This is a genomic window from Bacillus sp. MMSF_3353 (assembly GCF_030733445.1).
Lineage (GTDB): Bacteria > Bacillota > Bacilli > Bacillales > Bacillaceae_G > Bacillus_A > Bacillus_A wiedmannii.
This window is the reverse complement of sequence record NZ_JASHJA010000002.1, coordinates 193,903-217,040: the sequence shown is the minus strand read 5'-3', so window position 1 is coordinate 217,040 and position 23,138 is coordinate 193,903. Positions and strand designations below refer to the sequence as shown.

At 38.0% G+C, this 23,138-nt stretch carries 26 protein-coding genes; 20 read left to right on the top strand and 6 right to left on the bottom strand.

Going from position 1 to position 23,138, the window contains the following annotated elements; all coding sequences use genetic code 11:
* The first annotated feature begins 5 nt into the window (after positions 1 to 5).
* The 20 genes from RBB48_RS06410 to RBB48_RS06315 all read left to right on the top strand — a co-directional run bounded on the left by RBB48_RS06410 (position 6) and on the right by RBB48_RS06315 (position 18,948).
* Positions 6 to 233, top strand: coding sequence for a hypothetical protein (locus tag RBB48_RS06410; protein ID WP_000524128.1), 228 nt, complete (start codon positions 6 to 8; stop codon positions 231 to 233).
* A gap of 100 nt (positions 234 to 333) precedes the next feature.
* The gene (locus RBB48_RS06405) at positions 334 to 1,095 is read left to right on the top strand and encodes a MerR family transcriptional regulator (protein WP_306007465.1); all 762 of its coding nucleotides are present in this window, start codon (positions 334 to 336) and stop codon (positions 1,093 to 1,095) included.
* Positions 1,092 to 1,712: a hypothetical protein gene (locus RBB48_RS06400; RefSeq protein WP_075309658.1), complete on the top strand. Its 621-nt coding sequence runs from the start codon at positions 1,092 to 1,094 to the stop codon at positions 1,710 to 1,712. Before RBB48_RS06405 ends, RBB48_RS06400 begins: the two co-directional genes overlap by 4 nt.
* A gap of 46 nt (positions 1,713 to 1,758) precedes the next feature.
* Positions 1,759 to 2,187 carry a DUF4362 domain-containing protein gene (locus RBB48_RS06395; RefSeq protein ID WP_137035897.1) on the top strand — a complete coding sequence of 143 codons (429 nt, stop codon included), beginning with the start codon at positions 1,759 to 1,761 and terminating at the stop codon, positions 2,185 to 2,187.
* 151 nt (positions 2,188 to 2,338) lie between these two features.
* Entirely contained in the window at positions 2,339 to 4,315 is a 1,977-nt protein-coding gene (gene uvrB, locus RBB48_RS06390; protein ID WP_088608599.1) for an excinuclease ABC subunit B, read from the top strand.
* Positions 4,316 to 4,326: 11 nt separating this feature from the next.
* Positions 4,327 to 7,197, top strand: coding sequence for an excinuclease ABC subunit UvrA (gene uvrA, locus RBB48_RS06385; protein ID WP_137035905.1), 2,871 nt, complete (start codon positions 4,327 to 4,329; stop codon positions 7,195 to 7,197).
* A 59-nt stretch (positions 7,198 to 7,256) separates the two neighbouring features.
* Positions 7,257 to 7,706 carry a DUF4275 family protein gene (locus tag RBB48_RS06380; RefSeq protein WP_088608597.1) on the top strand — a complete coding sequence of 150 codons (450 nt, stop codon included), beginning with the start codon at positions 7,257 to 7,259 and terminating at the stop codon, positions 7,704 to 7,706.
* A 114-nt stretch (positions 7,707 to 7,820) separates the two neighbouring features.
* The gene (locus tag RBB48_RS06375) at positions 7,821 to 8,201 is read left to right on the top strand and encodes a phage holin family protein (RefSeq protein WP_001267307.1); all 381 of its coding nucleotides are present in this window, start codon (positions 7,821 to 7,823) and stop codon (positions 8,199 to 8,201) included.
* 156 nt (positions 8,202 to 8,357) lie between these two features.
* The gene (hprK, locus tag RBB48_RS06370; RefSeq protein ID WP_001127247.1) at positions 8,358 to 9,287 is read left to right on the top strand and encodes an HPr(Ser) kinase/phosphatase; all 930 of its coding nucleotides are present in this window, start codon (positions 8,358 to 8,360) and stop codon (positions 9,285 to 9,287) included.
* 24 nt (positions 9,288 to 9,311) lie between these two features.
* The gene (gene lgt / locus RBB48_RS06365; protein ID WP_000924234.1) at positions 9,312 to 10,124 is read left to right on the top strand and encodes a prolipoprotein diacylglyceryl transferase; all 813 of its coding nucleotides are present in this window, start codon (positions 9,312 to 9,314) and stop codon (positions 10,122 to 10,124) included.
* Positions 10,125 to 10,191: 67 nt separating this feature from the next.
* On the top strand, positions 10,192 to 10,842 hold the full coding sequence (gene ppaX / locus RBB48_RS06360) for a pyrophosphatase PpaX (protein WP_306007464.1): 651 nt from the start codon (positions 10,192 to 10,194) through the stop codon (positions 10,840 to 10,842).
* A 75-nt stretch (positions 10,843 to 10,917) separates the two neighbouring features.
* Positions 10,918 to 11,424, top strand: a complete 507-nt coding sequence (locus RBB48_RS06355; RefSeq protein WP_306007463.1) for an acyltransferase — start codon at positions 10,918 to 10,920, stop codon at positions 11,422 to 11,424.
* 145 nt (positions 11,425 to 11,569) lie between these two features.
* The gene (locus tag RBB48_RS06350; RefSeq protein ID WP_088064788.1) at positions 11,570 to 13,081 is read left to right on the top strand and encodes a tetratricopeptide repeat protein; all 1,512 of its coding nucleotides are present in this window, start codon (positions 11,570 to 11,572) and stop codon (positions 13,079 to 13,081) included.
* A gap of 85 nt (positions 13,082 to 13,166) precedes the next feature.
* On the top strand, positions 13,167 to 14,123 hold the full coding sequence (trxB, locus tag RBB48_RS06345) for a thioredoxin-disulfide reductase (RefSeq protein WP_001288065.1): 957 nt from the start codon (positions 13,167 to 13,169) through the stop codon (positions 14,121 to 14,123).
* 160 nt (positions 14,124 to 14,283) lie between these two features.
* The gene (locus RBB48_RS06340) at positions 14,284 to 15,090 is read left to right on the top strand and encodes a DUF368 domain-containing protein (RefSeq protein WP_000455195.1); all 807 of its coding nucleotides are present in this window, start codon (positions 14,284 to 14,286) and stop codon (positions 15,088 to 15,090) included.
* A gap of 228 nt (positions 15,091 to 15,318) precedes the next feature.
* Positions 15,319 to 15,777, top strand: coding sequence for an NUDIX hydrolase (locus RBB48_RS06335; RefSeq protein WP_001190080.1), 459 nt, complete (start codon positions 15,319 to 15,321; stop codon positions 15,775 to 15,777).
* Between the two features lie 20 nt (positions 15,778 to 15,797).
* Positions 15,798 to 16,679, top strand: coding sequence for an RNase adapter RapZ (gene rapZ / locus RBB48_RS06330; protein WP_000138461.1), 882 nt, complete (start codon positions 15,798 to 15,800; stop codon positions 16,677 to 16,679).
* 3 nt (positions 16,680 to 16,682) lie between these two features.
* Positions 16,683 to 17,636, top strand: a complete 954-nt coding sequence (locus RBB48_RS06325; protein ID WP_000712182.1) for a gluconeogenesis factor YvcK family protein — start codon at positions 16,683 to 16,685, stop codon at positions 17,634 to 17,636.
* A gap of 89 nt (positions 17,637 to 17,725) precedes the next feature.
* On the top strand, positions 17,726 to 18,676 hold the full coding sequence (whiA, locus tag RBB48_RS06320; RefSeq protein ID WP_000006569.1) for a DNA-binding protein WhiA: 951 nt from the start codon (positions 17,726 to 17,728) through the stop codon (positions 18,674 to 18,676).
* A 23-nt stretch (positions 18,677 to 18,699) separates the two neighbouring features.
* Complete coding sequence (locus tag RBB48_RS06315) at positions 18,700 to 18,948, top strand: HPr family phosphocarrier protein (protein ID WP_000250305.1); 249 nt, start codon at positions 18,700 to 18,702, stop codon at positions 18,946 to 18,948.
* Between the two features lie 395 nt (positions 18,949 to 19,343).
* On the opposite strand, the gene clpP is transcribed toward RBB48_RS06315, so the two are convergent.
* The 6 genes from clpP to spoVAC all read right to left on the bottom strand — a co-directional run bounded on the left by clpP (position 19,344) and on the right by spoVAC (position 23,114).
* Positions 19,344 to 19,925, bottom strand: coding sequence for an ATP-dependent Clp endopeptidase proteolytic subunit ClpP (clpP, locus tag RBB48_RS06310; RefSeq protein ID WP_001049163.1), 582 nt, complete (start codon positions 19,923 to 19,925; stop codon positions 19,344 to 19,346).
* Positions 19,926 to 20,165: 240 nt separating this feature from the next.
* On the bottom strand, positions 20,166 to 21,035 hold the full coding sequence (locus RBB48_RS06305; protein ID WP_046955590.1) for a DUF421 domain-containing protein: 870 nt from the start codon (positions 21,033 to 21,035) through the stop codon (positions 20,166 to 20,168).
* Positions 21,036 to 21,055: 20 nt separating this feature from the next.
* Positions 21,056 to 21,262, bottom strand: a complete 207-nt coding sequence (locus RBB48_RS06300) for a DUF1657 domain-containing protein (RefSeq protein WP_088064786.1) — start codon at positions 21,260 to 21,262, stop codon at positions 21,056 to 21,058.
* Positions 21,263 to 21,273: 11 nt separating this feature from the next.
* Positions 21,274 to 21,624 carry a stage V sporulation protein AE gene (spoVAE, locus tag RBB48_RS06295; protein WP_000575918.1) on the bottom strand — a complete coding sequence of 117 codons (351 nt, stop codon included), beginning with the start codon at positions 21,622 to 21,624 and terminating at the stop codon, positions 21,274 to 21,276.
* Complete coding sequence (spoVAD, locus tag RBB48_RS06290; protein WP_046955591.1) at positions 21,621 to 22,637, bottom strand: stage V sporulation protein AD; 1,017 nt, start codon at positions 22,635 to 22,637, stop codon at positions 21,621 to 21,623. Before spoVAD ends, spoVAE begins: the two co-directional genes overlap by 4 nt.
* Positions 22,638 to 23,114, bottom strand: a complete 477-nt coding sequence (gene spoVAC, locus RBB48_RS06285) for a stage V sporulation protein AC (RefSeq protein WP_000095399.1) — start codon at positions 23,112 to 23,114, stop codon at positions 22,638 to 22,640.
* Positions 23,115 to 23,138 lie beyond the last annotated feature (24 nt).

Below are 23,138 nucleotides of genomic sequence, written 5' to 3'. Positions count from 1 at the left end.
CTGGGATGGGATTACCGGTATTATGTGTCGCTACGGCTATTTTTGCTTTGTTTTGGGGAATGCAGAACTTCTCTCGTTATCCAGTGCCAAGCATTTGTATTATGATTGGCACTGTAGGTTTATCATATTATTTATTAGTTTCAGCTCATTATCATAAAACAGCAACGAGTGTTGTTGTTGGAGCACTTATTTTATTTTGTGGGCGCGCTATACAAAAGGGATTATTTCCGTAAAAGCTGTTTATACAAAGAGTATAAACAGCTTTTTGTATTTTTTTTACAAAAGTCTTGAAAGTTACGTAACGTCATCTTTTATAATGAAGGGGAAGAGGTGATGGTAGTGATTTCAATACAACAATTGACGAGAGAAACAGGGGTAACGGTACGTACATTACGTTATTATGATCAAATAGATTTATTAAAGCCGAGCGGGAAAACAGAAGGTGGGCATCGTTTATATAGTGAAGCTGACGTAATACGGTTGCAGCAAATTTTATTTTTAAAGGAAATGGGCTTTTCATTAAAAGAGGCTGCGAATATGTTAGTAAAAGGTGACCTTAACTTAAAGGGTTCTCTTGAAAAACAACTTCGGTTTGTACAGGAAGAACAAAAGAAATTTAATCGAATGGACCGTGTTTTACAAGCTGTTGTTTATTCGGTAGATGTGGAAGGGGAACTTGATTGGAAAGTTATGTTTGAACTGATTCAGCTTTCGAAACAGTCGTCTCGTATACGTGAAATATTTCAAAATGAAGTATTTTCAAAGGAAGAACAAAAATTGCTTCATAACTTGCCAAATATGAGTGAAGAAGATCCGAATGTTTTAGAATGGGTAGATTTATTAAAGCAATTACGTACTTTTATGAAAGACGGCAAAGAAGCAGCGAGTGATGAGGTACAAGGGGCAACGAAGAGATTAATGCAGAAATGTTTAGAAATGGCCAATGGTGACGAAGCGTTTTTAGATAAGTTATGGGAAGTTAGAAAATCGAAGGAAGATTCACAGAAAATGAGCATGTATCCAATTGAAGAAGAACTTTTATTATATATGGAAGAAGCTTTTCGTATATATGATGAAAAGGAGATGGATAAATGAGTATACTTGCAGAATATCGTTGGTATTTTTTAATTGGGGCAGAGATTGTATTTTGGTTATCGGCTATCGGCTTCTTTTTACTTCGTTACGGATTCCGTTTGAAGAAGGCGAGCTTTATTATGGGGATTGTACTCCTCGTAAATGAAGTGTTTATTTTAACTTTAGGGGTAGTGGACTATTATCAAACAGGGAAGTTCTCTAACTTTCAAATCATTACGGTAATTATTTTATTGTATGCAGTTTTCTACGGGAAAAAGGATTTGAAGAAGCTTGATATGTTTGCGCAAAAGCTAGTTGCGAAATGGCGGAATGAACCAGCGCCAATTATGGAAGAGCACGTAGAATTAACAGGTATGGCCTATGCGAAACAGGAAATAAAAAATTGGTTATTACATCTTGTTTTATTCGTTGTTGTGCATATTTTCTTTTTCTTTCTGTACGGTTTTGTCCCGTTTGAACAATGGCATAATTGGTTAGAAACGGGGATTGTTTTAAATGAAAAAGCAAGTCGTGTTAGCCAAGTTTGGGCGATTATACTTTTAGTGGATACAGTTATTTCATTTTCATATGTTCTTTTCCCGAAGAAGGAAAAAGAAAAAGAGAAGCTACTTTCATAGAGGAAAGTAGCTTTTTCTAGTATACCAATAGTTTGTATAGGAGAGGATAACAATAGGAAAAACAGGTTTTATATGCTTATTTCTCTTTAGTTTAGTAGCATGCTCACAACCTAACATTGACATTGATAAGAAGAATGATGTCATTGTAAAGAGAGCAGGAATTTCCAATCTAGATAAATTTGAAAAGTTCGTTTTGAATGTTGACCAGGGGAAAGTTGATAAAATAAGAATTGTGCAGTATACCCATGAAGGTGATCCGATTTTTCAAACGGTAGAGCATAGTGAGAACGATATACTTTATGTGTTAGATAATAGAAAAGACCAATTTGCTGGTGAGCATAAAGGATTACATAAAGATAGTTGCAAAAGTATTGTTAAAGAGCAGGGAGAATTAGAAATCACTTATAGGTTAATAGATTGTACGAGTAAAAATGGGCGCAATGGATATGATTTATTATATGTACCTAAAAAATAGAGTTAGTAGAGGAAGGAAGTTTTTACTCCTTCCTTTTTCTATGTATATATTGTCGAAAATTTTACCGAATATCTGTTCGTTTTCTTGGTTTTTTTATGAGCATTCGTGGTAAAATGGGAATACAGATTTTTTACGAGGAGGTCGGTTTTGTTTGGAACATCAATTTGAAATTATCTCAGCTTATTCCCCGCAAGGTGATCAGCCGGTAGCTATAGAAAAGCTTGTAGAGGGAATTAATAGTGGGAAGAAAAAGCAAGTGTTGCTTGGAGCAACAGGAACGGGTAAGACATTTACGATTTCAAATGTCATTAAAGAAGTGCAGAAGCCAACACTTGTTATGGCTCATAATAAAACGTTAGCAGGACAGTTATATAGTGAGCTAAAAGATTTTTTTCCGAATAATGCAGTTGAATATTTTGTTAGTTATTACGATTATTATCAGCCAGAAGCGTATGTGCCTCAAACAGATACGTTTATTGAAAAAGATGCGCAGATTAATGATGAAATCGATAAATTGCGTCACTCAGCAACATCTGCACTATTTGAACGGGATGATGTGATTATTGTTGCGAGTGTTTCGTGTATATATGGTTTAGGTTCTCCAGAAGAATACCGCGAGTTAGTTGTTTCACTTAGAGTTGGTATGGAAAAGGACCGCAATCAATTACTTCGTGAACTTGTTGATGTGCAGTATGGACGTAATGACATTGATTTCAAGCGTGGTACATTCCGTGTGCGCGGAGATGTAGTTGAAATCTTCCCAGCATCACTTGATGAGCATTGTATTCGAATTGAATTTTTCGGCGATGAAATCGATCGTATTCGCGAAGTAAATGCGTTAACAGGTGAAGTATTAGCAGAACGTGATCATGTAGCAATCTTCCCAGCATCTCACTTCGTTACACGTGAAGAAAAGATGAAGGTCGCTATTGAAAATATAGAAAAAGAATTAGAAGAACGTTTAAAGGAATTAAATGATAATGGCAAGTTGTTAGAAGCGCAGCGTATAGAACAGCGTACACGTTATGATTTAGAAATGATGCGCGAGATGGGCTTTTGTTCAGGGATTGAAAACTATTCCCGTCATTTAACACTTCGTCCAGCGGGTGCAACGCCGTATACGTTATTAGACTATTTCCCGAAAGATTTCTTAATCGTTATGGATGAGTCGCACGTATCAGTACCGCAAGTAAGAGCGATGTATAACGGGGACCAAGCACGTAAACAAGTGCTTGTAGATCATGGATTCCGTCTGCCATCAGCTTTAGATAATAGACCGCTTACGTTTGATGAGTTTGAAGGGAAAACGAATCAAGTTATTTACGTTTCAGCAACGCCAGGACCGTACGAGTTAGAGCAGGCACCGGAAGTAATAGAACAAATTATTCGTCCAACAGGGCTTTTAGATCCACCAATTGATATACGACCAATTGAAGGGCAAATTGATGATTTATTAGGAGAAATTCAAGATCGCATTGTAAAAAATGAACGTGTATTAATTACGACTTTAACGAAGAAGATGTCAGAGGATTTAACAGACTACTTAAAAGATGTAGGAATTAAAGTGAACTATCTTCACTCTGAAATTAAAACGTTAGAACGAATTGAAATTATCCGTGATCTTCGCCTTGGTAAGTTTGATGTACTTGTCGGTATTAACTTATTACGAGAAGGATTAGATATTCCAGAAGTATCACTTGTAGCTATTTTAGATGCTGATAAGGAAGGGTTCTTGCGTTCAGAGCGTTCATTAATTCAAACAATCGGTCGTGCAGCACGTAATGAAAACGGCCGCGTTATTATGTATGCAGATCGTATAACAAGATCAATGGGAATTGCAATTGAAGAAACGCAGCGTCGTCGTACTATACAAGAAGCTTACAATAAAGAGCATGGTATTACGCCGAAAACGATTCAAAAAGGCGTGCGTGATGTTATCCGTGCAACGACAGCTGCTGAAGAGCCGGAAATGTATGAAGCGGCACCAGCTAAGAAGATGACGAAAAAAGAGCGTGAAAAGACAATTGCGAAGATGGAAGCAGAGATGAAAGAAGCAGCAAAAGCGTTAGATTTCGAGCGTGCAGCTGAATTAAGAGATTTACTATTAGAATTAAAAGCGGAAGGGTGAACAGAGTGAGCATAAGCAAGGATTTTATTGTCGTAAAAGGTGCTAGAGCACATAACTTAAAAAATATTGATGTAACCATTCCGAGAAATCAGCTTGTTGTTGTGACGGGATTGTCTGGTTCAGGGAAATCATCATTAGCGTTTGATACGATTTATGCAGAAGGGCAGCGCAGATACGTAGAATCGTTATCTGCGTATGCGCGTCAGTTTTTAGGACAAATGGATAAGCCGGATGTAGATACGATTGAAGGATTGTCACCAGCGATTTCAATCGATCAAAAAACAACGAGTCGTAATCCACGTTCAACAGTCGGAACGGTCACGGAGATTTATGATTATTTACGTTTATTATTTGCGCGAATTGGTACGCCAATTTGTCCGAATCATGGTATTGAAATTACGTCACAAACAGTAGAGCAGATGGTAGACCGTGTACTTGAATATCCTGAACGTACGAAATTACAAGTGTTAGCTCCTATCGTTTCTGGGCGTAAAGGTGCACATGTGAAAGTGCTTGAAGATATTAAGAAGCAAGGGTATGTTCGTGTACGTGTTGATGGTGAAATGCTTGATGTATCTGAAGATATTGCGCTAGATAAAAATAAGAAGCATTCGATTGAAGTTGTAATTGACCGTATTGTTGTAAAAGAAGGGATTGCAAGCCGTCTTGCGGATTCTCTTGAAAGTGCATTAAAGCTTGGCGGGGGCCGAGTGTTAATTGATGTAATGGGAGAAGAGGAACTTCTATTTAGTGAACATCATGCTTGTCCGCATTGTGGTTTTTCAATCGGAGAATTAGAGCCGCGCATGTTCTCATTCAACAGTCCATTCGGGGCATGTCCTTCTTGTGATGGACTTGGTTCAAAGTTAGAGGTAGATTTAGAACTTGTCATTCCGAATTGGGATTTATCATTAAATGAACATGCGATTGCGCCTTGGGAACCGACAAGCTCACAATATTATCCGCAGCTTTTACAATCTGTATGTAATCATTACGGCGTTGATATGGATATGCCTGTGAAAGATATACCGAAAGATTTATTTGATAAAGTGTTGTACGGAAGCGGAGAAGAAAAAGTTTATTTCCGCTATGTAAATGAATTTGGTCAAGTAAAGGAAAATGAGATTTTATTTGAAGGTGTTATTCCAAATATCGAACGTCGTTATCGTGAAACGAGTTCTGATTATGTTCGTGAGCAAATGGAGAAATATATGGCAGAGCAAGCTTGTCCGAAGTGTAAAGGTGGACGCTTAAAGCCAGAGAGTTTAGCTGTTTTCGTTGGTGATAAAACGATTGCTGATGTAACGAAGTATTCTGTTCAAGAAGTACAGGAATTCTTCTCGAATGTGGAGCTAACGGAGAAACAACAAAAAATTGCTCATTTAATTTTAAGAGAAATCCAGGAGCGCGTTGGATTCTTAGTGAACGTCGGTTTAGATTATTTAACGTTAAGTCGTGCCGCAGGAACTTTATCAGGTGGTGAGGCGCAGCGTATTCGTTTAGCGACACAAATCGGTTCTCGTCTTACTGGCGTACTTTACATTCTTGATGAGCCTTCAATCGGCTTGCATCAGCGCGATAACGATCGTCTTATTCGTACGTTGCAAGAGATGCGTGATTTAGGGAATACGTTAATTGTCGTTGAACATGATGAAGATACGATGATGGCTGCTGATTATTTACTTGATATCGGACCTGGTGCAGGTATTCACGGTGGTCAAGTTGTATCAGCGGGGACGCCAGCTGAAGTGATGCAAGATGATAATTCGCTAACAGGGAAGTATTTAAGCGGTAAAGAGTTTATTCCGGTTCCACTTGAAAGACGTAAAGGTGACGGACGTAAAGTGGAAATTATCGGTGCAAAAGAGAATAACTTAAAGAATGCAAAGATGTCATTCCCGCTTGGTACGTTTGTAGCGATAACGGGTGTATCTGGTTCCGGTAAAAGTACGATGATTAATGAAGTACTATATAAATCATTAGCACAAAAGTTATATAAAGCGAAAGCGAAGCCAGGTACTCATAAAGAAATTAAAGGTCTTGAGCATTTAGATAAAGTAATCGATATCGATCAATCGCCAATCGGGCGTACACCACGTTCTAATCCAGCGACGTATACAGGTGTATTCGATGATATTCGTGATGTGTTTGCACAAACGAATGAAGCGAAAGTGCGTGGATATCAAAAAGGACGTTTCAGCTTTAATGTAAAAGGTGGACGTTGTGAAGCGTGCCGTGGTGATGGGATTATTAAAATCGAAATGCACTTCTTACCAGACGTATACGTTCCATGTGAAGTTTGTCATGGTAAACGTTATAACCGCGAAACGTTAGAAGTGAAGTATAAAGATAAGAACATTTCTGAAGTGTTAGGGATGACAATTGAAGATGGAGTAGAGTTCTTCGCTAATATCCCAAAAATTAAGCGTAAACTTCAAACGCTTGTAGATGTAGGTCTTGGTTATATGAAATTAGGACAGCCAGCTACGACGTTATCTGGTGGTGAAGCGCAGCGCGTGAAGCTAGCTTCTGAATTACACCGTCGTTCTACTGGGCGTACGTTATATATTTTAGATGAGCCAACGACTGGTTTGCATGCACATGATATCGCGCGTCTTCTAGAAGTGCTGCAACGCCTTGTTGAAAGTGGCGAGACAGTTCTTGTTATTGAACATAATTTAGATGTAATTAAAACAGCTGATTATATCGTTGACCTTGGACCAGAGGGCGGAGATAAAGGTGGGCAAATTGTTGCTTCCGGAACGCCAGAGCAAGTAGTAAAAGAAGAACGCTCGTATACAGGTAAGTATTTAAAAGAGATTTTAAATCGCGATAAAGCAAGAATGAAAGAGAAAATAAAAGAAGTAGAGTTATCTCAATAAGTGTATTACGAAAAACCGAGTGGAAATGACACTCGGTTTTTCGTTCATAGGGGGAAAAGATGGAGTTTACAGATGTTTTAAGAAAGAAAAACATGAAGGTAAGAGAGTTTCAAAGTTGGGGTGTTTATTTTCGGAAGCGCTGGGAGGATAACTTTGCAAATCATGTAAGTGATGAGGAAAAGGAAGACATCTTTCTGTATGGTGATAAGTATGCATGTGGGTTTCTTTGGCACATATTTAGTTATGAGAAAAAGAAGTGTTTAGAGGGTGAAGAAGCGGAGAATGCGTTTCATAATGAAGTGAAAAAGGATTGCTATATATTCTATCAACATTGTGATGATGTACTGCTAATAAAAGATACGAGTTTATTACATATGGAGGATATATTGTGTGAGAGGGACGATATGTATAAAGGCGATATCTATATTGTAGATAAAGAGTTCACTTGGACTTTTGTAAAAACTCATGAACATAGATGGTATGGCCCTTATTTTGCGAGGAAATGTTAGTAGGTATACAAGCAGGAAGAGTAGAATAAGTTGATATAAGTGTTTGTATGATACTTGCGTTTATAATCTATTAGCGTATGATGAAATATATATGTCAAAAGGATGTGTAAGAAAATGAGATGGATTGTATCACTTCTTGTAAATAGCGTTGTGTTAATCGCTGTATCGGGACTTTTAAAAGGGATTGCGCCAGACGCGTTTTACGTAGCAAATATACAGACTGCAATTATTGCGAGTATTATCTTAGCTGTTTTAAATGTGTTCGTAAAACCGTTTTTAATTTTAATTACGCTACCAATTACTCTTGTAACTTTCGGGTTCTTCTTAATTGTTATTAATGCGATTACGTTAAAAATAGCAGATTCATTATTAGGAGATGCGTTTAATATATCAGGGTTTGGTGTAGCAATCGTTGCGGCAATTTGTATTTCAATTTTTAATATGATTATTGAAAAGGCAATTGTGGAACCTTTATATGAAAAAAAGAGAAAATGACAAAAAGAAAAACATTTCATGATGTGTATGAAATGTTTTTTTCTATTTATTAGAAACCGTATTTCTTGTTTCCAGAAAAAAATGGTACAATATCCGGTAGAATGGAATTTTACATCAAATGAGACTGAACCCGCAGCGGAGTGGAGGTTTATACATATGCCGAAAGTAAGGACAAAAGATTTAATTGAACAATTTCAATTGGAGTTAATAAGTGGTGAAGAAGGAATTCATCGTCCGATTGATACAAGTGATTTATCACGACCTGGAATTGAAATGGCAGGATTTTTCACATATTATCCAGCTGATCGCGTGCAGCTTCTTGGAAAGACGGAGCTTACGTTCTTTGACACATTAACGTCAGAGCAAAAACAAGAGAGAATGAAAGCGCTTTGTACTGAGGAGACGCCATGTATTATTATAACTCGGAATCAAGATGTACCAGATGAGTTATTGCAAGCATCACGTGAATCAGGCATGCCTTTATTACGTTCTGCTCAAACGACAACAAGATTATCAAGTCGTTTAACAAATTATTTAGAAGGTAAGTTAGCACCAACAACAGCTGTACATGGTGTGTTAGTAGATATTTACGGTGTTGGTGTTTTAATTACAGGTCAAAGTGGTGTCGGTAAAAGTGAGACAGCTCTTGAGCTTGTAAAACGTGGTCACCGTCTTGTTGCGGATGATAGTGTAGAAATTCGCCAAGAAGATGAAGACACATTAGTAGGAAGCTCACCAGATTTAATTGAGCATTTATTAGAAATTCGTGGTCTAGGTATCATTAACGTTATGACGTTATTCGGTGCAGGGGCAGTGCGAAATTATAAGCGTATTACACTTGTTATTAATCTTGAAATTTGGGATCAAAAGAAAAATTACGATCGCTTAGGTCTTGATGAAGAGAAGATGAAGATTATTGATACAGAGCTTACGAAGATTACACTTCCAGTTCGTCCTGGTCGAAACTTGGCTGTTATTATTGAAGTAGCAGCGATGAACTTCCGTTTAAAACGTATGGGAGTCAATGCAGCACAACAGTTCTCTGAACGATTAATGAGTGCGATTGAGTTAGGAAATCAGGAGTAAACTTTGGAGAGGGAGGTCATACATATGCTGTTAGGTTCTGTACCACAGCTTGACCGTGTAGCGATCCAACTTGGGCCGTTTCCTGTATATTGGTACGGGATTATTATCGGTACAGGCGTGCTATTAGGTCTTTGGCTAGCAACTCGCGAGGGAGAAAGACTAGGTATTCCAAAAGATACCTTTGTTGACCTTGTATTAATTGCAGTACCGATCGCTATTCTATTTGCGAGAATGTACTATGTTATTTTTGAATGGGAATATTACGCGCAAAACCCGAGTCAAATTATTAATATTCGTCAAGGTGGCTTGGCGATTCATGGTGGTTTAATCGGGGCTGTTATTACAGGGATTCTTTTTGCGAAACGACGCGGGGTTTCATTCTGGAAGTTGGCTGATATTGCTGCGCCAAGTATTTTACTAGGACAAGCAATTGGTCGATGGGGAAACTTTATGAACCAAGAGGCGCATGGTGATGAAGTAACGAGACAGTTTTTAGAAGGACTTCATTTACCGGATTTCATTATTAATCAAATGTATATTGAGGGTGTGTACTATCACCCAACGTTTTTATATGAATCATTATGGAATTTTGCAGGTGTCATTTTATTACTTGCATTACGAAAAGTGAATTTACGACGCGGGGAATTATTCTTCACATATTTAATTTGGTATTCAATAGGGCGCTTCTTCGTAGAAGGCTTACGTACAGATAGTTTAATGTTAGGACCACTTCGTATCGCACAAGTAATGTCAATTGGACTTGTTGTTATTTCTATTATTTTCATTATCGTGAGACGAAAAATGGGGCAAGCTGATAAAAGATATTCGGAAAATTAGAGAAAAGTAGCATCTTATTATAAGATGCTGCTTCTTTCATATTCAGGAAAGAGAAGGGACTAAGGCAATGAGAATAAATACAGTGTTATTTGATTTAGATGGAACTTTAATTAATACAAACGAACTTATTATTTCTTCTTTTTTACATACGTTACATACATATTATCCAAGTCAATATAAGCGTGAAGATGTATTGTCATTTATTGGCCCTTCTTTACATGATACTTTCAGCAAGATTGATGAAAACAAGGTTGAAGAGATGATTACATGTTATCGTCAATTTAACCATGATCATCACGATGAATTAGTGGAAGAATATGAAACTGTATATGAAACAGTTCAAGAGTTGAAGAAGCAAGGCTATAAAGTTGGTGTTGTTACAACGAAAGCGAGACAAACAGTTGAGATGGGATTAAAGTTGTCAAAGCTTGATGAATTTTTTGATGTTGTCGTGACAATTGATGATGTGGAGCATGTGAAACCACATCCAGAACCACTTCAAAAAGCGCTTGAGTTATTAGATGCGAAACCGGAAGAAGCATTGATGGTTGGGGATAATCACCATGATGTTGTCGGCGGACAAAATGCGGGCACGAAAACAGCTGCTGTCTCATGGACGTTGAAAGGTAGAGCATATTTAGAGGCTTACAAGCCGGACTTTATGTTAGATAAAATGAGTGATTTGCTACCGATTTTGTCTGATATGAACCGTTCATAAAGGTCCAAGTAAGTTAGTAGGGGTCTGTTTCCCTACTAACTTACAGTTTCACTTTTTAGTAGAGGAGCGAGTTAAGTGCGACGGAAAACGCGCTATCCTGTTTCAGGAGAAAATTCATTATGGAATGTGTATAAAACAGTTTCTTTTTGGAAGGTAATGAAAAACTTTATTATTATTCAAATTGCGCGTTATACACCATTTTTATCCGTCAAGAATTGGTTGTACCGTACATTTTTACGGATGAAAGTCGGAAAGAAAACATCAATTGCGCTTATGGTAGTGCCGGATATTATGTTCCCAGAAAAGATAACTGTGGGAGAGAATTCAATTATCGGCTATAATACAACGCTTTTAGCACATGAATATTTAATTCGCGAATATCGACTTGGAGAGATCGTCATAGGAAATGAAGTGATGATTGGAGCAAATACGACTATATTACCAGGTGTGAAAATTGGGGATGGCGCGATTGTTTCAGCTGGCACACTTGTTCATAGAGATGTCCCAAGTGGTGCTTTCGTGGGTGGAAATCCAATGCGTGTTATTTATACGAAAGAAGAAATGGATGCTAGAGAAGGTTGATGCTAAAAATGTAACATTTCTCTTCTTTTTTAATGAATAAAAAGGAAATAATTGAGTATAATATACTGTTTTGTTTTTTACGGAATCGTTTATACTTATAGATAGAAGAATGTGTGAACGAAGAAAACAAAAAACTGGAGGATATATGGGGAAAAATCAAGGAATATATAAGGAGAACGGACAAGTTATCTCTTTTAATCAATTATCGGACTTCTTTTATAAAAAAGGGATGAGGGCTTACAAAGGACAGAAATTGCAAGATGCAATTAAATATTTTCGAAGAGCGGCACAAAGTGAGAAGGAGCCGTTTATTTTATGCCAATTAGCAACAGTATTATCTGAGGCTGGTGAATATCAAGAGTCGAATCAAATCTTCTTTAAGCTTGTTAGATCTAATCCAGAACTTGAACAATGCTATTATTTTATTGCAAATAATTATGCATATATGGGGCTATTTCAGCAGGCGAAAAAGTATGCGGATCGCTATTTAGAAGTTGCAGAAGAGAAGGAATTTGTAGAAGATACATTAGAATTACTTGAAATTATGGAAGAAGAAGCGATGGGTGAGGAAGAGATTGAGGATGAAGACGATCTAATTGTTATGCAAGAAGAAGCGAATCGTTATATTCGTAACGGACAATTGGAAGAAGCAATTGCTACATTGGAAATTGTTACAAAAGATTATCCGGAATTTTGGTCGGGTCATAATAATTTAGCCATTGCACATTTTCAATCTGGTAATGTAGATAAAGCTCTGAAGTTAACGGAAATGATTTTAGAGAAAAATCCTGGTAATATACATGCGCTTTGTAATACGCTTATTTTCCTATATTCAATTGGAGAGCATAAACAAGTAGAAGCGTTAGCGGAGCAGTTAGTTTCAGTATATCCGATTTCGTTCGAGCATCGTTTGAAACTTGGAACGACACTTGCAACAATTGGTCATTTTGAGCCTGCATATAAATGGTTCAAAGTATTAAAGCGTCAAGGATATGAGGGAGACGTTAGTTTTTATTATTGGTTTGCATATTCTGCTTATATGGTGAAAGATCAGCAAGTAGCCGAAAAAATGTGGCAGCATGTTGTAGAATTGCACCCTGATAAAAAGGGAAAAGAACCGTGGAATGCGCTGAATTTAGCAGATGAAGGACAAAACGTATTATTTGAAGAATTACGAAAATCATTTCAACAAAGTACGACGCTAGAGGAACAAATGCTAGCTTTATATTTAATGAATGAATTGTCAACGCCAGAGAAGGTGGGATTCTTCTTTGATGTAACGCAGGCGAAGAACGGTGTTCCAATCGTATCGCAGCTTGCAAAGTATTTCTTTTTACTTAATAGCCATAAGAGCATTCCAGCTGATTTACAGCAATTTGAACAGTGCGCACAAATTGCGGATGCTTTATATAATTATACGAAAAAAGATGATGAATTAATCGAAGAGTGTTTACAATTTTGGTTTTGTACGTTCATACGTTTATATACATCTGGGGCAGTTTTTACAAATGTATACGGCTGGTCAGCTGCTGTTGAATATATCGTACGCAGCGAACAAGGAAATAAGATGACACAGTCGGAGCTTGGGGATGTATATAATGTATCTGTAGCGACTGTTCGAAAGTATGTGCAGGCTGTTAAACGTACGCACACATAGGGTAAGCAAATCATTGGGAAAAAAATGATGCTAACAGTATAATGAGGGTAACTTAATTGTGTAGGAATGAATAGGAGTGAATAGTGTGTCAGAAGAAAAAATTTATGATGTCATTATTATTGGTGCAGGACCAGCTGGTATGACAGCTGCAGTATATACATCTCGTGCGAATTTAAGTACATTAATGCTTGAGCGTGGTATCCCGGGTGGCCAAATGGCAAACACAGAGGATGTAGAGAACTACCCAGGTTATGAGTCTATTTTAGGACCAGACTTATCAAATAAAATGTTCGAGCATGCGAAGAAATTTGGTGCTGAATATGCATACGGTGATGTGAAAGCAGTCATCGATGGTAAAGAATACAAAACAATTATTGCTGGTAAAAAAGAATATAAAGCACGTGCAATTATCGTTGCAAGCGGTGCAGAGTATAAAAAAATTGGTGTGCCAGGCGAAACAGAACTTGGCGGCCGTGGTGTATCATATTGTGCAGTATGTGATGGGGCTTTCTTTAAAGGAAAAGAACTTGTAGTTATTGGTGGTGGAGATTCTGCTGTTGAAGAGGGTGTATTCTTAACACGCTTCGCATCAAAGGTAACAATCGTTCACCGTCGTGACACTCTTCGTGCACAGAAAATTTTACAAGATCGTGCTTTCCAAAACGAGAAAGTTGATTTCATTTGGAATCACACTATAAAAGAAATTAACGATGCAAATGGTAAAGTGGGAAGCGTAACACTTGTAGACGTAAACAGTGGAGAAGAGAAAGAAGTCAAAACTGATGGCGTGTTCATATACATCGGTATGTTACCACTATCAAAACCATTTGTTGAACTAGGTATTACAAATGAAAATGGTTACCTTGAAACAAATGAGCGTATGGAAACGAAAGTTCCTGGTATTTTCGCAGCTGGAGATGTTCGCGAAAAAATGCTACGTCAAATTGTAACTGCAACAGGTGATGGTAGTATCGCAGCACAAAGTGCACAACATTACGTAGAAGAATTATTAGAAGAACTAAAAACAGTATCAGAAAAATAAGGGATAATATGCCTTTTGAGAAGAAAGCTACCGATAGGAGCTTTCTTTTTTTTATGAAAATGTCAAAGTTTTGTCAAAAAATATTGGGATTATAAGCTTTCTTATTGATATACTGGACTTTACGGAAAAATCACTATAAGAAATGAGGAATTTATTCAGTATGGAATGGCGTAATATATATCGTGGATTTTGTATGGGCGTTAGTGATTTAATTCCTGGTGTGAGCGGCGGTACAATCGCTGTTGTGTTAGGGATTTATGAACAATTGCTTGCGGCAATTAGTGGATTCTTTAGTCGCGAATGGAAAAAACATTTAGGGTTTTTAATTCCCCTTGCAGCTGGTGTGGCAGCAGCGTTTTTAACGTTAAGTCACGTTATTAAATATTTACTTGCAAATCATTATGAACCGACTCAATTTTTCTTCCTCGGTTTAATTATTAGTATATTACCGATGTTAATGAGAGAAGCTGATGCAAAGTCGTCGTTTAAAGGTAAGCACATTGTTTTATTAATAGTTGCAGCAATTCTTGTTGCAATCACAGCTTTCTTTAAACCAGATAAGGCAGCAGATCCAATTACGACGTTAACAATTTTAAATGCAATTGGTTTATTTTTCGCGGGCTGGATGGCTAGTATGGCTATGTTGCTTCCTGGAATTAGCGGATCATTTATTTTATTAATTATTGGTGTGTATCCGACAGCAATTAATGCTTTAACTACACTGAACTTACCTTTAATCGTAGTTATCGGTGCTGGTGTTATGGCGGGGTTTGTTGTAAGTAGTAAAGGAATTAGTTTCTTGTTAGATCGTTATAAAAGTATGACATTTGCGGCAATTATTGGACTTGTTATCGGCTCGATTGTAATTGTGTTCCCTGGTATTCCAACTGGAGGATTTTCAATTATAAGTTCAATTATTACCTTTATTTTAGGATTTGCGATTGTTACTTATTTCGGTAAGAAATAAGGACTTTAATCCCCTTGGCGATAAAAATCGTTAAGGGGATTTTTCATGCTATTCATTGAAAGTCTAGGCATTTACATTGCTTGTTCTAGAAAGCTTTTTTAAAATTGTTGAGTAGCATGTGCTTAGCGAAAGAGGACTGGCTCCTTCGTTGTAGCAAACTGTTTTTGATAGTATAATGAAATGAGTATGCAGTGAGAAATTTACTGCAAGTAGCTGAGGTGAAGAAACATGCAAAGAGTGACAAACTGTGTGTTAATTAGAGATAATGAAGTACTCTTACTCCAAAAACCTCGCCGAAATTGGTGGGTTGCACCAGGCGGGAAAATGGAGCGTGGTGAGACAGTAAGAGATTCCGTTGTTCGCGAGTATCGTGAAGAAACAGGTATTTATTTAAAGAACCCAGCGTTAAAAGGGGTCTTCACCTTTGTCATCCAAGAAGGTGATAAAGTTGTTTCTGAATGGATGATGTTCTCCTTTTTAGCGACAGATTTTGCAGGAGAAAACAAACTAGAGAGCGAAGAAGGCATCATTGGTTGGCATACATTTGACAAAATTGATGATTTAGCAATGGCACCAGGAGATTATCACATTATTGATTATTTAATTAAAGGAAATGGCATAATCTACGGTACATTTGTATATACCCCAGATTTTGAGTTGCTTTCATATCGATTAGATCCGAGTTAAACCGTCAAGGAGAGGATACGATGACAGAGAATAATGATATAAAAATGGTAATTATTACAGGAATGTCTGGAGCTGGAAAGACAGTAGCTTTACAAAGTTTTGAAGATTTAGGATATTTTTGTGTAGATAATTTACCACCGATGTTATTGCCGAAGTTTATTGAACTTATGGCGGATTCAAAAGGGAAAATGAATAAAGTGGCACTTGGCGTTGATTTACGTGGCCGAGAGTTTTTCGAACATTTATGGGGAGCACTTGATGATTTATCAGAACGTACATGGATTATTCCTCATATTTTATTCTTAGATGCGAAAGATGGCACGCTTGTAACTCGTTATAAAGAAACGAGACGTTCGCATCCACTTGCACCAACTGGTTTGCCGTTAAAGGGAATTGAGATGGAGCGTGGCTTATTAACTGATATGAAGGCACGAGCGAATATTGTGCTGGATACATCGGATTTAAAACCGAAAGAATTACGTGAAAAAATTGTTCATCTGTTTTCAACTGAAACTGAGCAAGCATTTCGTGTAAATGTTATGTCGTTTGGATTTAAGTACGGTATTCCAATTGATGCAGATTTAGTATTTGATGTTCGTTTTTTACCAAATCCATATTACATTCCACATATGAAGCCATTAACAGGACTAGATGAAGAAGTTTCATCGTATGTGCTGAAATTTAATGAGACACATAAGTTTTTAGAAAAATTGACGGATCTTATTACTTTCATGCTGCCTCATTATAAAAGAGAAGGCAAGAGTCAACTTGTAATTGCAATTGGATGTACAGGTGGACAGCATCGTTCTGTTACGCTTACAGAATACCTTGGGAAACATTTGAAACCAGAGTATAGCGTTCATGTATCTCATCGTGATGTGGAGAAGAGAAAGGGCCATTAAGGGATGAAAAAAGAGAGAAAACCTAAAATTGTTATCATGGGAGGCGGTACTGGACTCTCTGTTTTATTAAGAGGATTAAAACAATATCCGGTTGATATTACAGCAGTTGTTACAATCGCTGATGATGGTGGCAGTTCAGGTAGATTACGTGATGAGCTCGAAATTCCACCCCCAGGTGACATTCGTAACGTACTTGTTGCGTTATCAGATGTAGAGCCGCTGGTGGAAGCTTTATTTCAGCATCGTTTCACAACGGGAGACGGGCTGAAAGGTCATGCGTTAGGAAATTTATTATTAGCGGGTATGACCTCGATTACAGGAGACTTCTTCCATGCGATTACGGAAACGAGTAAAGTGTTAAATGTCAGAGGACGTGTGTTACCTGCAGCGAACCAAAGTGCGGTACTTCATGCGGAACTAGAAGATGGAGAAATTGTAACAGGTGAATCAAAGATTCCTTATTCTGGGAAGAAGATTAACCGCGTCTTTTTAACTCCAGAAGATGTAGAGCCGTTACATGAAACGTTGGCTGAGATTAAACGAGCTGATTTACTTGTTTTTGGTCCAGGAAGTTTGTATACGAGTATATTACCGAATTTAGTTGTTAACAAAATCGGGGATGCTGTTCTTGCTGCAAAAGCGAAGAAGGTATATGTGTGTAATGTTATGACGCAAGCTGGTGAAACGATGGGATATACTGCGTTTGACCATGTGCAGGCGTTACATGATCATTTAGGTAAACCATTTATCGATACTGCAATTGTAAATAACCGTGATATTCCTTGTGAATTACGTCAGTTGTATGAGGAAGAAATGTCGGCACCAGTTGTAGTAGATGAAGAGCGTTTTACAGAGAGCAATATTGATGTCATTCAAGATCAATTAGCGAAGTATGATGATCGTGTTGTAAGGCACGATACATTAAAACTAGCTTCTATTTTATATTCACTGTTGTAGATGTGCGTTGCCTCGTTTGAGGTAACGCTCATCATTTCATATAGGACAAGATTTTTGTTCCAAAGTAATCGTATAAGGAGGTGTTGACTGTGTCATTTGCATCAGAAACAAAGAAAGAGCTAACGAATCTTGAGGTGAAGGAATGCTGTGAGAAAGCAGAATTATCAGCGTTACTTCGAATGAACGGATCGCTTTCTTTTTCAAACCGTCGTCTATCTATCGATATTCAAACGGAGAATGCGGCAATCGCAAGAAGGATTTATACGCTTTTGAAAAAAGGATATGACGTGACGGTAGAATTACTTGTTCGTAAAAAAATGCGATTGAAGAAAAATAATGTATATATTGTGCGGCTTGTTGAGAAGTCTCGCGAAATATTAGCTGATCTTCATATTGTTCGAGATGACTTTTCGTTAATTCGAAATATATCCCAGGAATTAATCGAGAAGAAATGTTGTAAACGATCGTATTTACGAGGTGCATTTTTAGCAGGTGGTTCAGTAAATAACCCAGAAACATCATCTTATCATTTAGAGGTCTTTTCGTTATATAAGGAACATAATGATGCTATATGTGAATTGATGAACGGATTTGATTTAAATAGTAAGACGTTGGAAAGAAGAAAAGGGTACATTACGTATTTGAAAGAAGCAGAAAAGATTACGGAGTTTTTAAATATTATAGGCGCTCATAATGCACTTTTAAGATTTGAAGACATTCGAATCGTTCGCGATATGCGTAATTCAGTAAATCGTTTAGTGAACTGCGAAACAGCCAATTTAAATAAAACAATTGGTGCAGCGCTAAGGCAGATTGAAAATATCCGTTATATTGATGAGACAGTTGGTCTTGATATATTACCAGATAAACTGCGAGAAATTGCACAATTACGAAGAGATTATCAAGATGTAACATTGAAAGAGTTAGGCGAGATGGTATCCGGGGGGAAAATTAGTAAATCGGGTATTAATCATCGTTTGCGTAAAATCGATGAGATTGCAGAGAAATTACGCGCGGGGGAAGCGGTAGCAAAAAAATAAGAGGTTAAAGGGGAAATGGAGCTGTGGTTCAAAAACGAGTTAAGGTTTCATTAAAAAACGGTTTACAAGCACGTCCGGCTGCGTTGTTTGTACAAGAGGCCAATCGCTTTCATGCGGATATCTTCATCGAGAAAGATGGAAAGACAGTGAATGCAAAGAGCATAATGGGGATTATGAGCTTAGCAATTGGAACTGGTAGCATGATAACAATTACAACAGAAGGTTCAGATGCAGAAGAAGCTTTAGAAGCATTAGCTGCATATATACAATAAGAAGCTATCGCGCATGTGCGATAGCTTTTTTGTTTTGTTATTTGGTGTTGGGAGTCGGGTATGTAGGGGGTGCATGCTTGTCGAGGATTGTCGGTAAGTCGATAAGTTGTGTCGAATCGTCGATATATTAAAATAATCGCCGATATAATTGGAGTTACGGTCGATATATTTGAAAAATCGCCGATATATTTAGGGTTATACTAGGTGGGGTATGTGAGCGGGGAACAATATATAAAAGAAGCGCCCAATTATAGGGCGCTTCCGCTTTTAGTCTATCCAGCTCCAGCGGCTAGAATCTCCGGTCGTTTCGCCCCTTCATTCGAGGCAAAAAGCGCCTCGGAATCAGGGGCTCCATCGCCCTGCGATTCTGAACGAGCCGCTTCCGCTTTTAAGTATTAACGATTTGTAAAGATCTTATCGATTAAGCCGTATTCTAGAGCTCTTTCAGCTGTCATGAAGTTGTCGCGGTCTGTGTCGCGTTGTAGTACTTCAAGTGGTTGACCTGTGCGGTCAGCAAGAATTTGGTTTAGTTTTTCACGTAAGAATAGGATACGTTTTGCAGCGATTTCGATTTCAGTCGCTTGACCTTGTGCTCCGCCAAGTGGTTGGTGAATCATTACTTCACTGTTTGGAAGTGCATAACGTTTTCCTTTTTCACCTGCTGCAAGTAAGAATGCACCCATAGATGCAGCCATACCGATACAGATTGTTGATACTTGTGGTTTAATAAATTGCATTGTATCGTAAATTGCCATACCTGCTGTGATAGAACCACCAGGGCTATTGATGTAGATGTGAATATCTTTTTCTGGATCTTGAGATTCCAAGAATAAAAGCTGGGAAACGATTGAGTTAGCTACATTGTCATCAATTGCACTACCAAGCATAATGATGCGGTCTTTTAATAGTCGAGAGTAAATATCGTAAGCGCGTTCTCCACGATTTGTTTGTTCAATTACTGTAGGAATTAAATTCATCTGTTATTTCCTCCTTCTAAAGCTTTCTTAGTCTTATAATACAATTATGGTCAATAAAGGTCAAACGAAACCACTTTAAATCAAAAAAATATGTAGTTGTACCATGAATTATTCGCTATGTTTTTGAAATTCCCTGCTTATGTATCTTCAACATCATAACCGAATTACATAAATTTAAACGTCATGAAATCTGTAGTAAAAAGAAAAGAACGCCTTTTTACTGAAGCGTTCTTGTGATATCTATTCTTTTAAAAGATAGGTTACTTTATTTAAAATCTTTTCGATGTGTTTCGCGTTTTTACTATACATTTCGCTTGCTGATTTCGACTTTGTTTCTAGGGAAAATAGTTCAAGATCAGCATGACATTTTTTTAAAGATGCTAATAATAAAGGCTTGTTTTGAGGAGAAGGCATTTGTAGTTTGTCATTATAAATGTCGATAGTAAGTTGTCCGTATGAATCCACTTGACCGAGAAAGACATTTTCAATAACAACACCGAGCTTTTCTAGTTCAGAATGTAACCAAGCGCGGTTATGTCCACTAGAGGATAGAGGTTCATCTAAGACATTGCCATCCATAATAACAGTTTGTGGTTCTTTTTCATTCGGTACTTTTAAGCCAACGTCTTTTGCTGTAAGTGGTTGGCGATCTTTCTTTAATAATACATTTAATTCTCCGCTCGGTTCTAGTACGGCAAATTCAACATCAGCTACGCTGAAAGCATTTTTTCCACGGAGTAGTTCCAGTAATTCGTCACTTGTATATTTTTCTTTCTTTAAGTTATCTTCGAGTATTTTTCCATCTTTTATTAATACGGTAGATTTCCCTTCAAAGAAGTCGCGAGCTGTTTTGTTCTTTAAGGAGAGGATTCCTGTGAAAAAAGGTACCACAGCGAAAATGAGTATCGCAAAGACGCCGTGGAAAAATTTTGAATCGAGCCCTGTAGATACTTGGGCAGCGATGTCACCGATTGTCATTCCGGCTATGTATTCAAAAAAGGAGAGCTGAGAGATTTGTCTTTTCCCTAACCATTTCGTAATAGCGAATAAAATAATTAATATGAATACAGAGCGAAGAATGACAAGTGTCCATTCCGGCAGGTGAGACATAGTCATTTCCTCCAGTCTACTTAAAACCCTTTATATTGAGGTTCTTCACGTTCTAATAATGAAACTCTATTCTGTAAATCAGCGATGATGCTGTCCATTTCTAACATACATTCATGAAATACGCGTTTTGATTCCGCGTCCTGTGAATTTAGTGAAAGGGAGCTTAAACTTGCTTGAGCGCCCCTTACACTAGCAAGGCAGGTTTTAACGCTAGCGATAACTGTCATACAAACACCTCTTATCCTTTCGGTTTGAATAGTAATGCACCAATGAATCCGAATATGATAGCAGCAGAAATACCAGCGCTTGTTACTTTAAACATTCCGGTAATGACGCCAACGATGCCGTGTTTTGCAGCTTCTTCCATTGCGCCGTGAACGAGGGCATTACCGAAACTTGTAATAGGTACAGTTGCCCCGGCTCCAGCAAAGTCGATTAATGGTTCATACAGGTTGAATCCGTCCAGTATAGCACCGGCAACAACGAGTGTTGCCATTGTATGAGCGGGTGTTAGCTTGCCAACATCAAACATAAGTTGGCCAATTACACATATGAGTCCGCCGATGACGAAAGCCCAGAAAAAAATCATTGCGTTGCACCTCCAAATTCAATCGAAACGGCGTGAGCGATACACGGAATCGTTTCTTCTTGTTGGAATGTAAGTGGAGATAGTAAAGCGCCTGTCGCAACGACAAGTATTTTTTTGAACTCTCCTCTTTTCATTCGGTTTAATAAATGACCGTACACGACTGTTGCGGAACATCCCGGTCCGCTAGCACCAGCTATGACAGGTTGCCCTTCTCTATAAATGAGTATGCCGCAATCTTGAAACTGTTCGCTCGTTACTTTCGTTCCGTGTTTATGTAGTAAGTCATAAGCAATTTCGCGACCGACATGTCCAAGATCACCTGTTACAATTAAGTCGTAATAAGAGGCGTCAATTTGTCGTTCGCGTAAATGGGCCTCAATCGTATCGACAGCTGCTGGGGCCATCGCACCACCCATATTAAAAGGATCTGTTAATCCCATATCAATCACTCGTCCGATTGTTGCAGATGTTACTCTAGGACCATGTCCAGTGTCGCTTAAAATAGCTGCGCCAGCTCCAGTTACTGTCCATTGTGCGGTAGGAGGTTTTTGACCGCCGTATTCAGTTGGATATCGGAACTGCTTCTCTACAGCGGCGTTATGACTAGATGCCCCGGTTAATAAATATTTTGCGCCTTTTGCATTTACAATACTTGCCCCGAGCGCTAATCCTTCCATGGAAGTAGAACATGCTCCGAATAATCCGAGATATGGTGTTCCGAGTGTACGGCAGGCAAAGCTTGTTGGAGTGATTTGATTAATTAAATCTCCTGCAAGTACGAATTGAATATCGTCTTTACGAAGCTTGGCTTTTTCAGTAGCGCGGCTACAAGCTTCTTCGAATAAAATTTTATGGGCTTTTTCATAGGAATCCTGTCCGAGCCATAAATCTTCATGGAGGATATCGAAGTCTTCTGGAATGTTTCCTTTTGCTTCAAACGGTCCACCAACGACTCCTGTCGAAATAATAACGGGTTTATTTTCAAATACCCACGTTCGGTGTCCTTGTAACATTTATAGCCCTCCCCATTGAACGAGAATCGTTTTAATAAGTGCGATGACGAAAGCTGAAAATACACCAAACAAAATAACAGAGCCGGCTAATTTAAACATATTTCCTCCAACGCCGAGTACGAACCCTTCTGTTCGGTGTTCGATACATGCGGCAATAACAGAGTTACCAAATCCAGTAACGGGTACAGCTGTGCCTGCTCCAGCAAACTGCCCAAAGCGGTCATATATACCAAAACCAGTTAGTAACATGGAAATGAAAATGAGAGTTGCGACTGTTGGATTTCCTGCTGAACGCTCAGTGAAGTCAAAATATGTGATATAAAACGTAGAAATGAGTTGTCCGATGAAGCAAATAAAACCACCGACGAAAAAGGCTTTAATACAATTTTTCAAGACAGGACGCTTCGGTTCGCGTTCTTGCTCGAATTTTTTATACTCTTGTTGCACAGGGGTTAAGTTCTTATCTTTACTAGACATTGCGATCCTTCCTTTTCTATTAAA

Bases quoted from the DNA above. Each gene is read 5' to 3' on its own strand.
- RBB48_RS06410 (WP_000524128.1), top strand. From the start codon at position 6: ATGGGATTACCGGTATTATGTGTCGCTACGGCTATTTTTGCTTTGTTT.
- RBB48_RS06405 (WP_306007465.1), top strand. From the start codon at position 334: ATGGTAGTGATTTCAATACAACAATTGACGAGAGAAACAGGGGTAACG.
- RBB48_RS06400 (WP_075309658.1), top strand. From the start codon at position 1,092: ATGAGTATACTTGCAGAATATCGTTGGTATTTTTTAATTGGGGCAGAG.
- RBB48_RS06380 (WP_088608597.1), top strand. From the start codon at position 7,257: ATGGAGTTTACAGATGTTTTAAGAAAGAAAAACATGAAGGTAAGAGAG.
- RBB48_RS06375 (WP_001267307.1), top strand. From the start codon at position 7,821: ATGAGATGGATTGTATCACTTCTTGTAAATAGCGTTGTGTTAATCGCT.
- hprK (WP_001127247.1), top strand. From the start codon at position 8,358: ATGCCGAAAGTAAGGACAAAAGATTTAATTGAACAATTTCAATTGGAG.
- lgt (WP_000924234.1), top strand. From the start codon at position 9,312: ATGCTGTTAGGTTCTGTACCACAGCTTGACCGTGTAGCGATCCAACTT.
- ppaX (WP_306007464.1), top strand. From the start codon at position 10,192: ATGAGAATAAATACAGTGTTATTTGATTTAGATGGAACTTTAATTAAT.
- RBB48_RS06350 (WP_088064788.1), top strand. From the start codon at position 11,570: ATGGGGAAAAATCAAGGAATATATAAGGAGAACGGACAAGTTATCTCT.
- RBB48_RS06340 (WP_000455195.1), top strand. From the start codon at position 14,284: ATGGAATGGCGTAATATATATCGTGGATTTTGTATGGGCGTTAGTGAT.
- RBB48_RS06335 (WP_001190080.1), top strand. From the start codon at position 15,319: ATGCAAAGAGTGACAAACTGTGTGTTAATTAGAGATAATGAAGTACTC.
- rapZ (WP_000138461.1), top strand. From the start codon at position 15,798: ATGACAGAGAATAATGATATAAAAATGGTAATTATTACAGGAATGTCT.
- RBB48_RS06325 (WP_000712182.1), top strand. From the start codon at position 16,683: ATGAAAAAAGAGAGAAAACCTAAAATTGTTATCATGGGAGGCGGTACT.
- clpP (WP_001049163.1), bottom strand. From the start codon at position 19,925: ATGAATTTAATTCCTACAGTAATTGAACAAACAAATCGTGGAGAACGC.
- RBB48_RS06305 (WP_046955590.1), bottom strand. From the start codon at position 21,035: ATGTCTCACCTGCCGGAATGGACACTTGTCATTCTTCGCTCTGTATTC.
- RBB48_RS06300 (WP_088064786.1), bottom strand. From the start codon at position 21,262: ATGACAGTTATCGCTAGCGTTAAAACCTGCCTTGCTAGTGTAAGGGGC.
- spoVAE (WP_000575918.1), bottom strand. From the start codon at position 21,624: ATGATTTTTTTCTGGGCTTTCGTCATCGGCGGACTCATATGTGTAATT.
- spoVAD (WP_046955591.1), bottom strand. From the start codon at position 22,637: ATGTTACAAGGACACCGAACGTGGGTATTTGAAAATAAACCCGTTATT.
- spoVAC (WP_000095399.1), bottom strand. From the start codon at position 23,114: ATGTCTAGTAAAGATAAGAACTTAACCCCTGTGCAACAAGAGTATAAA.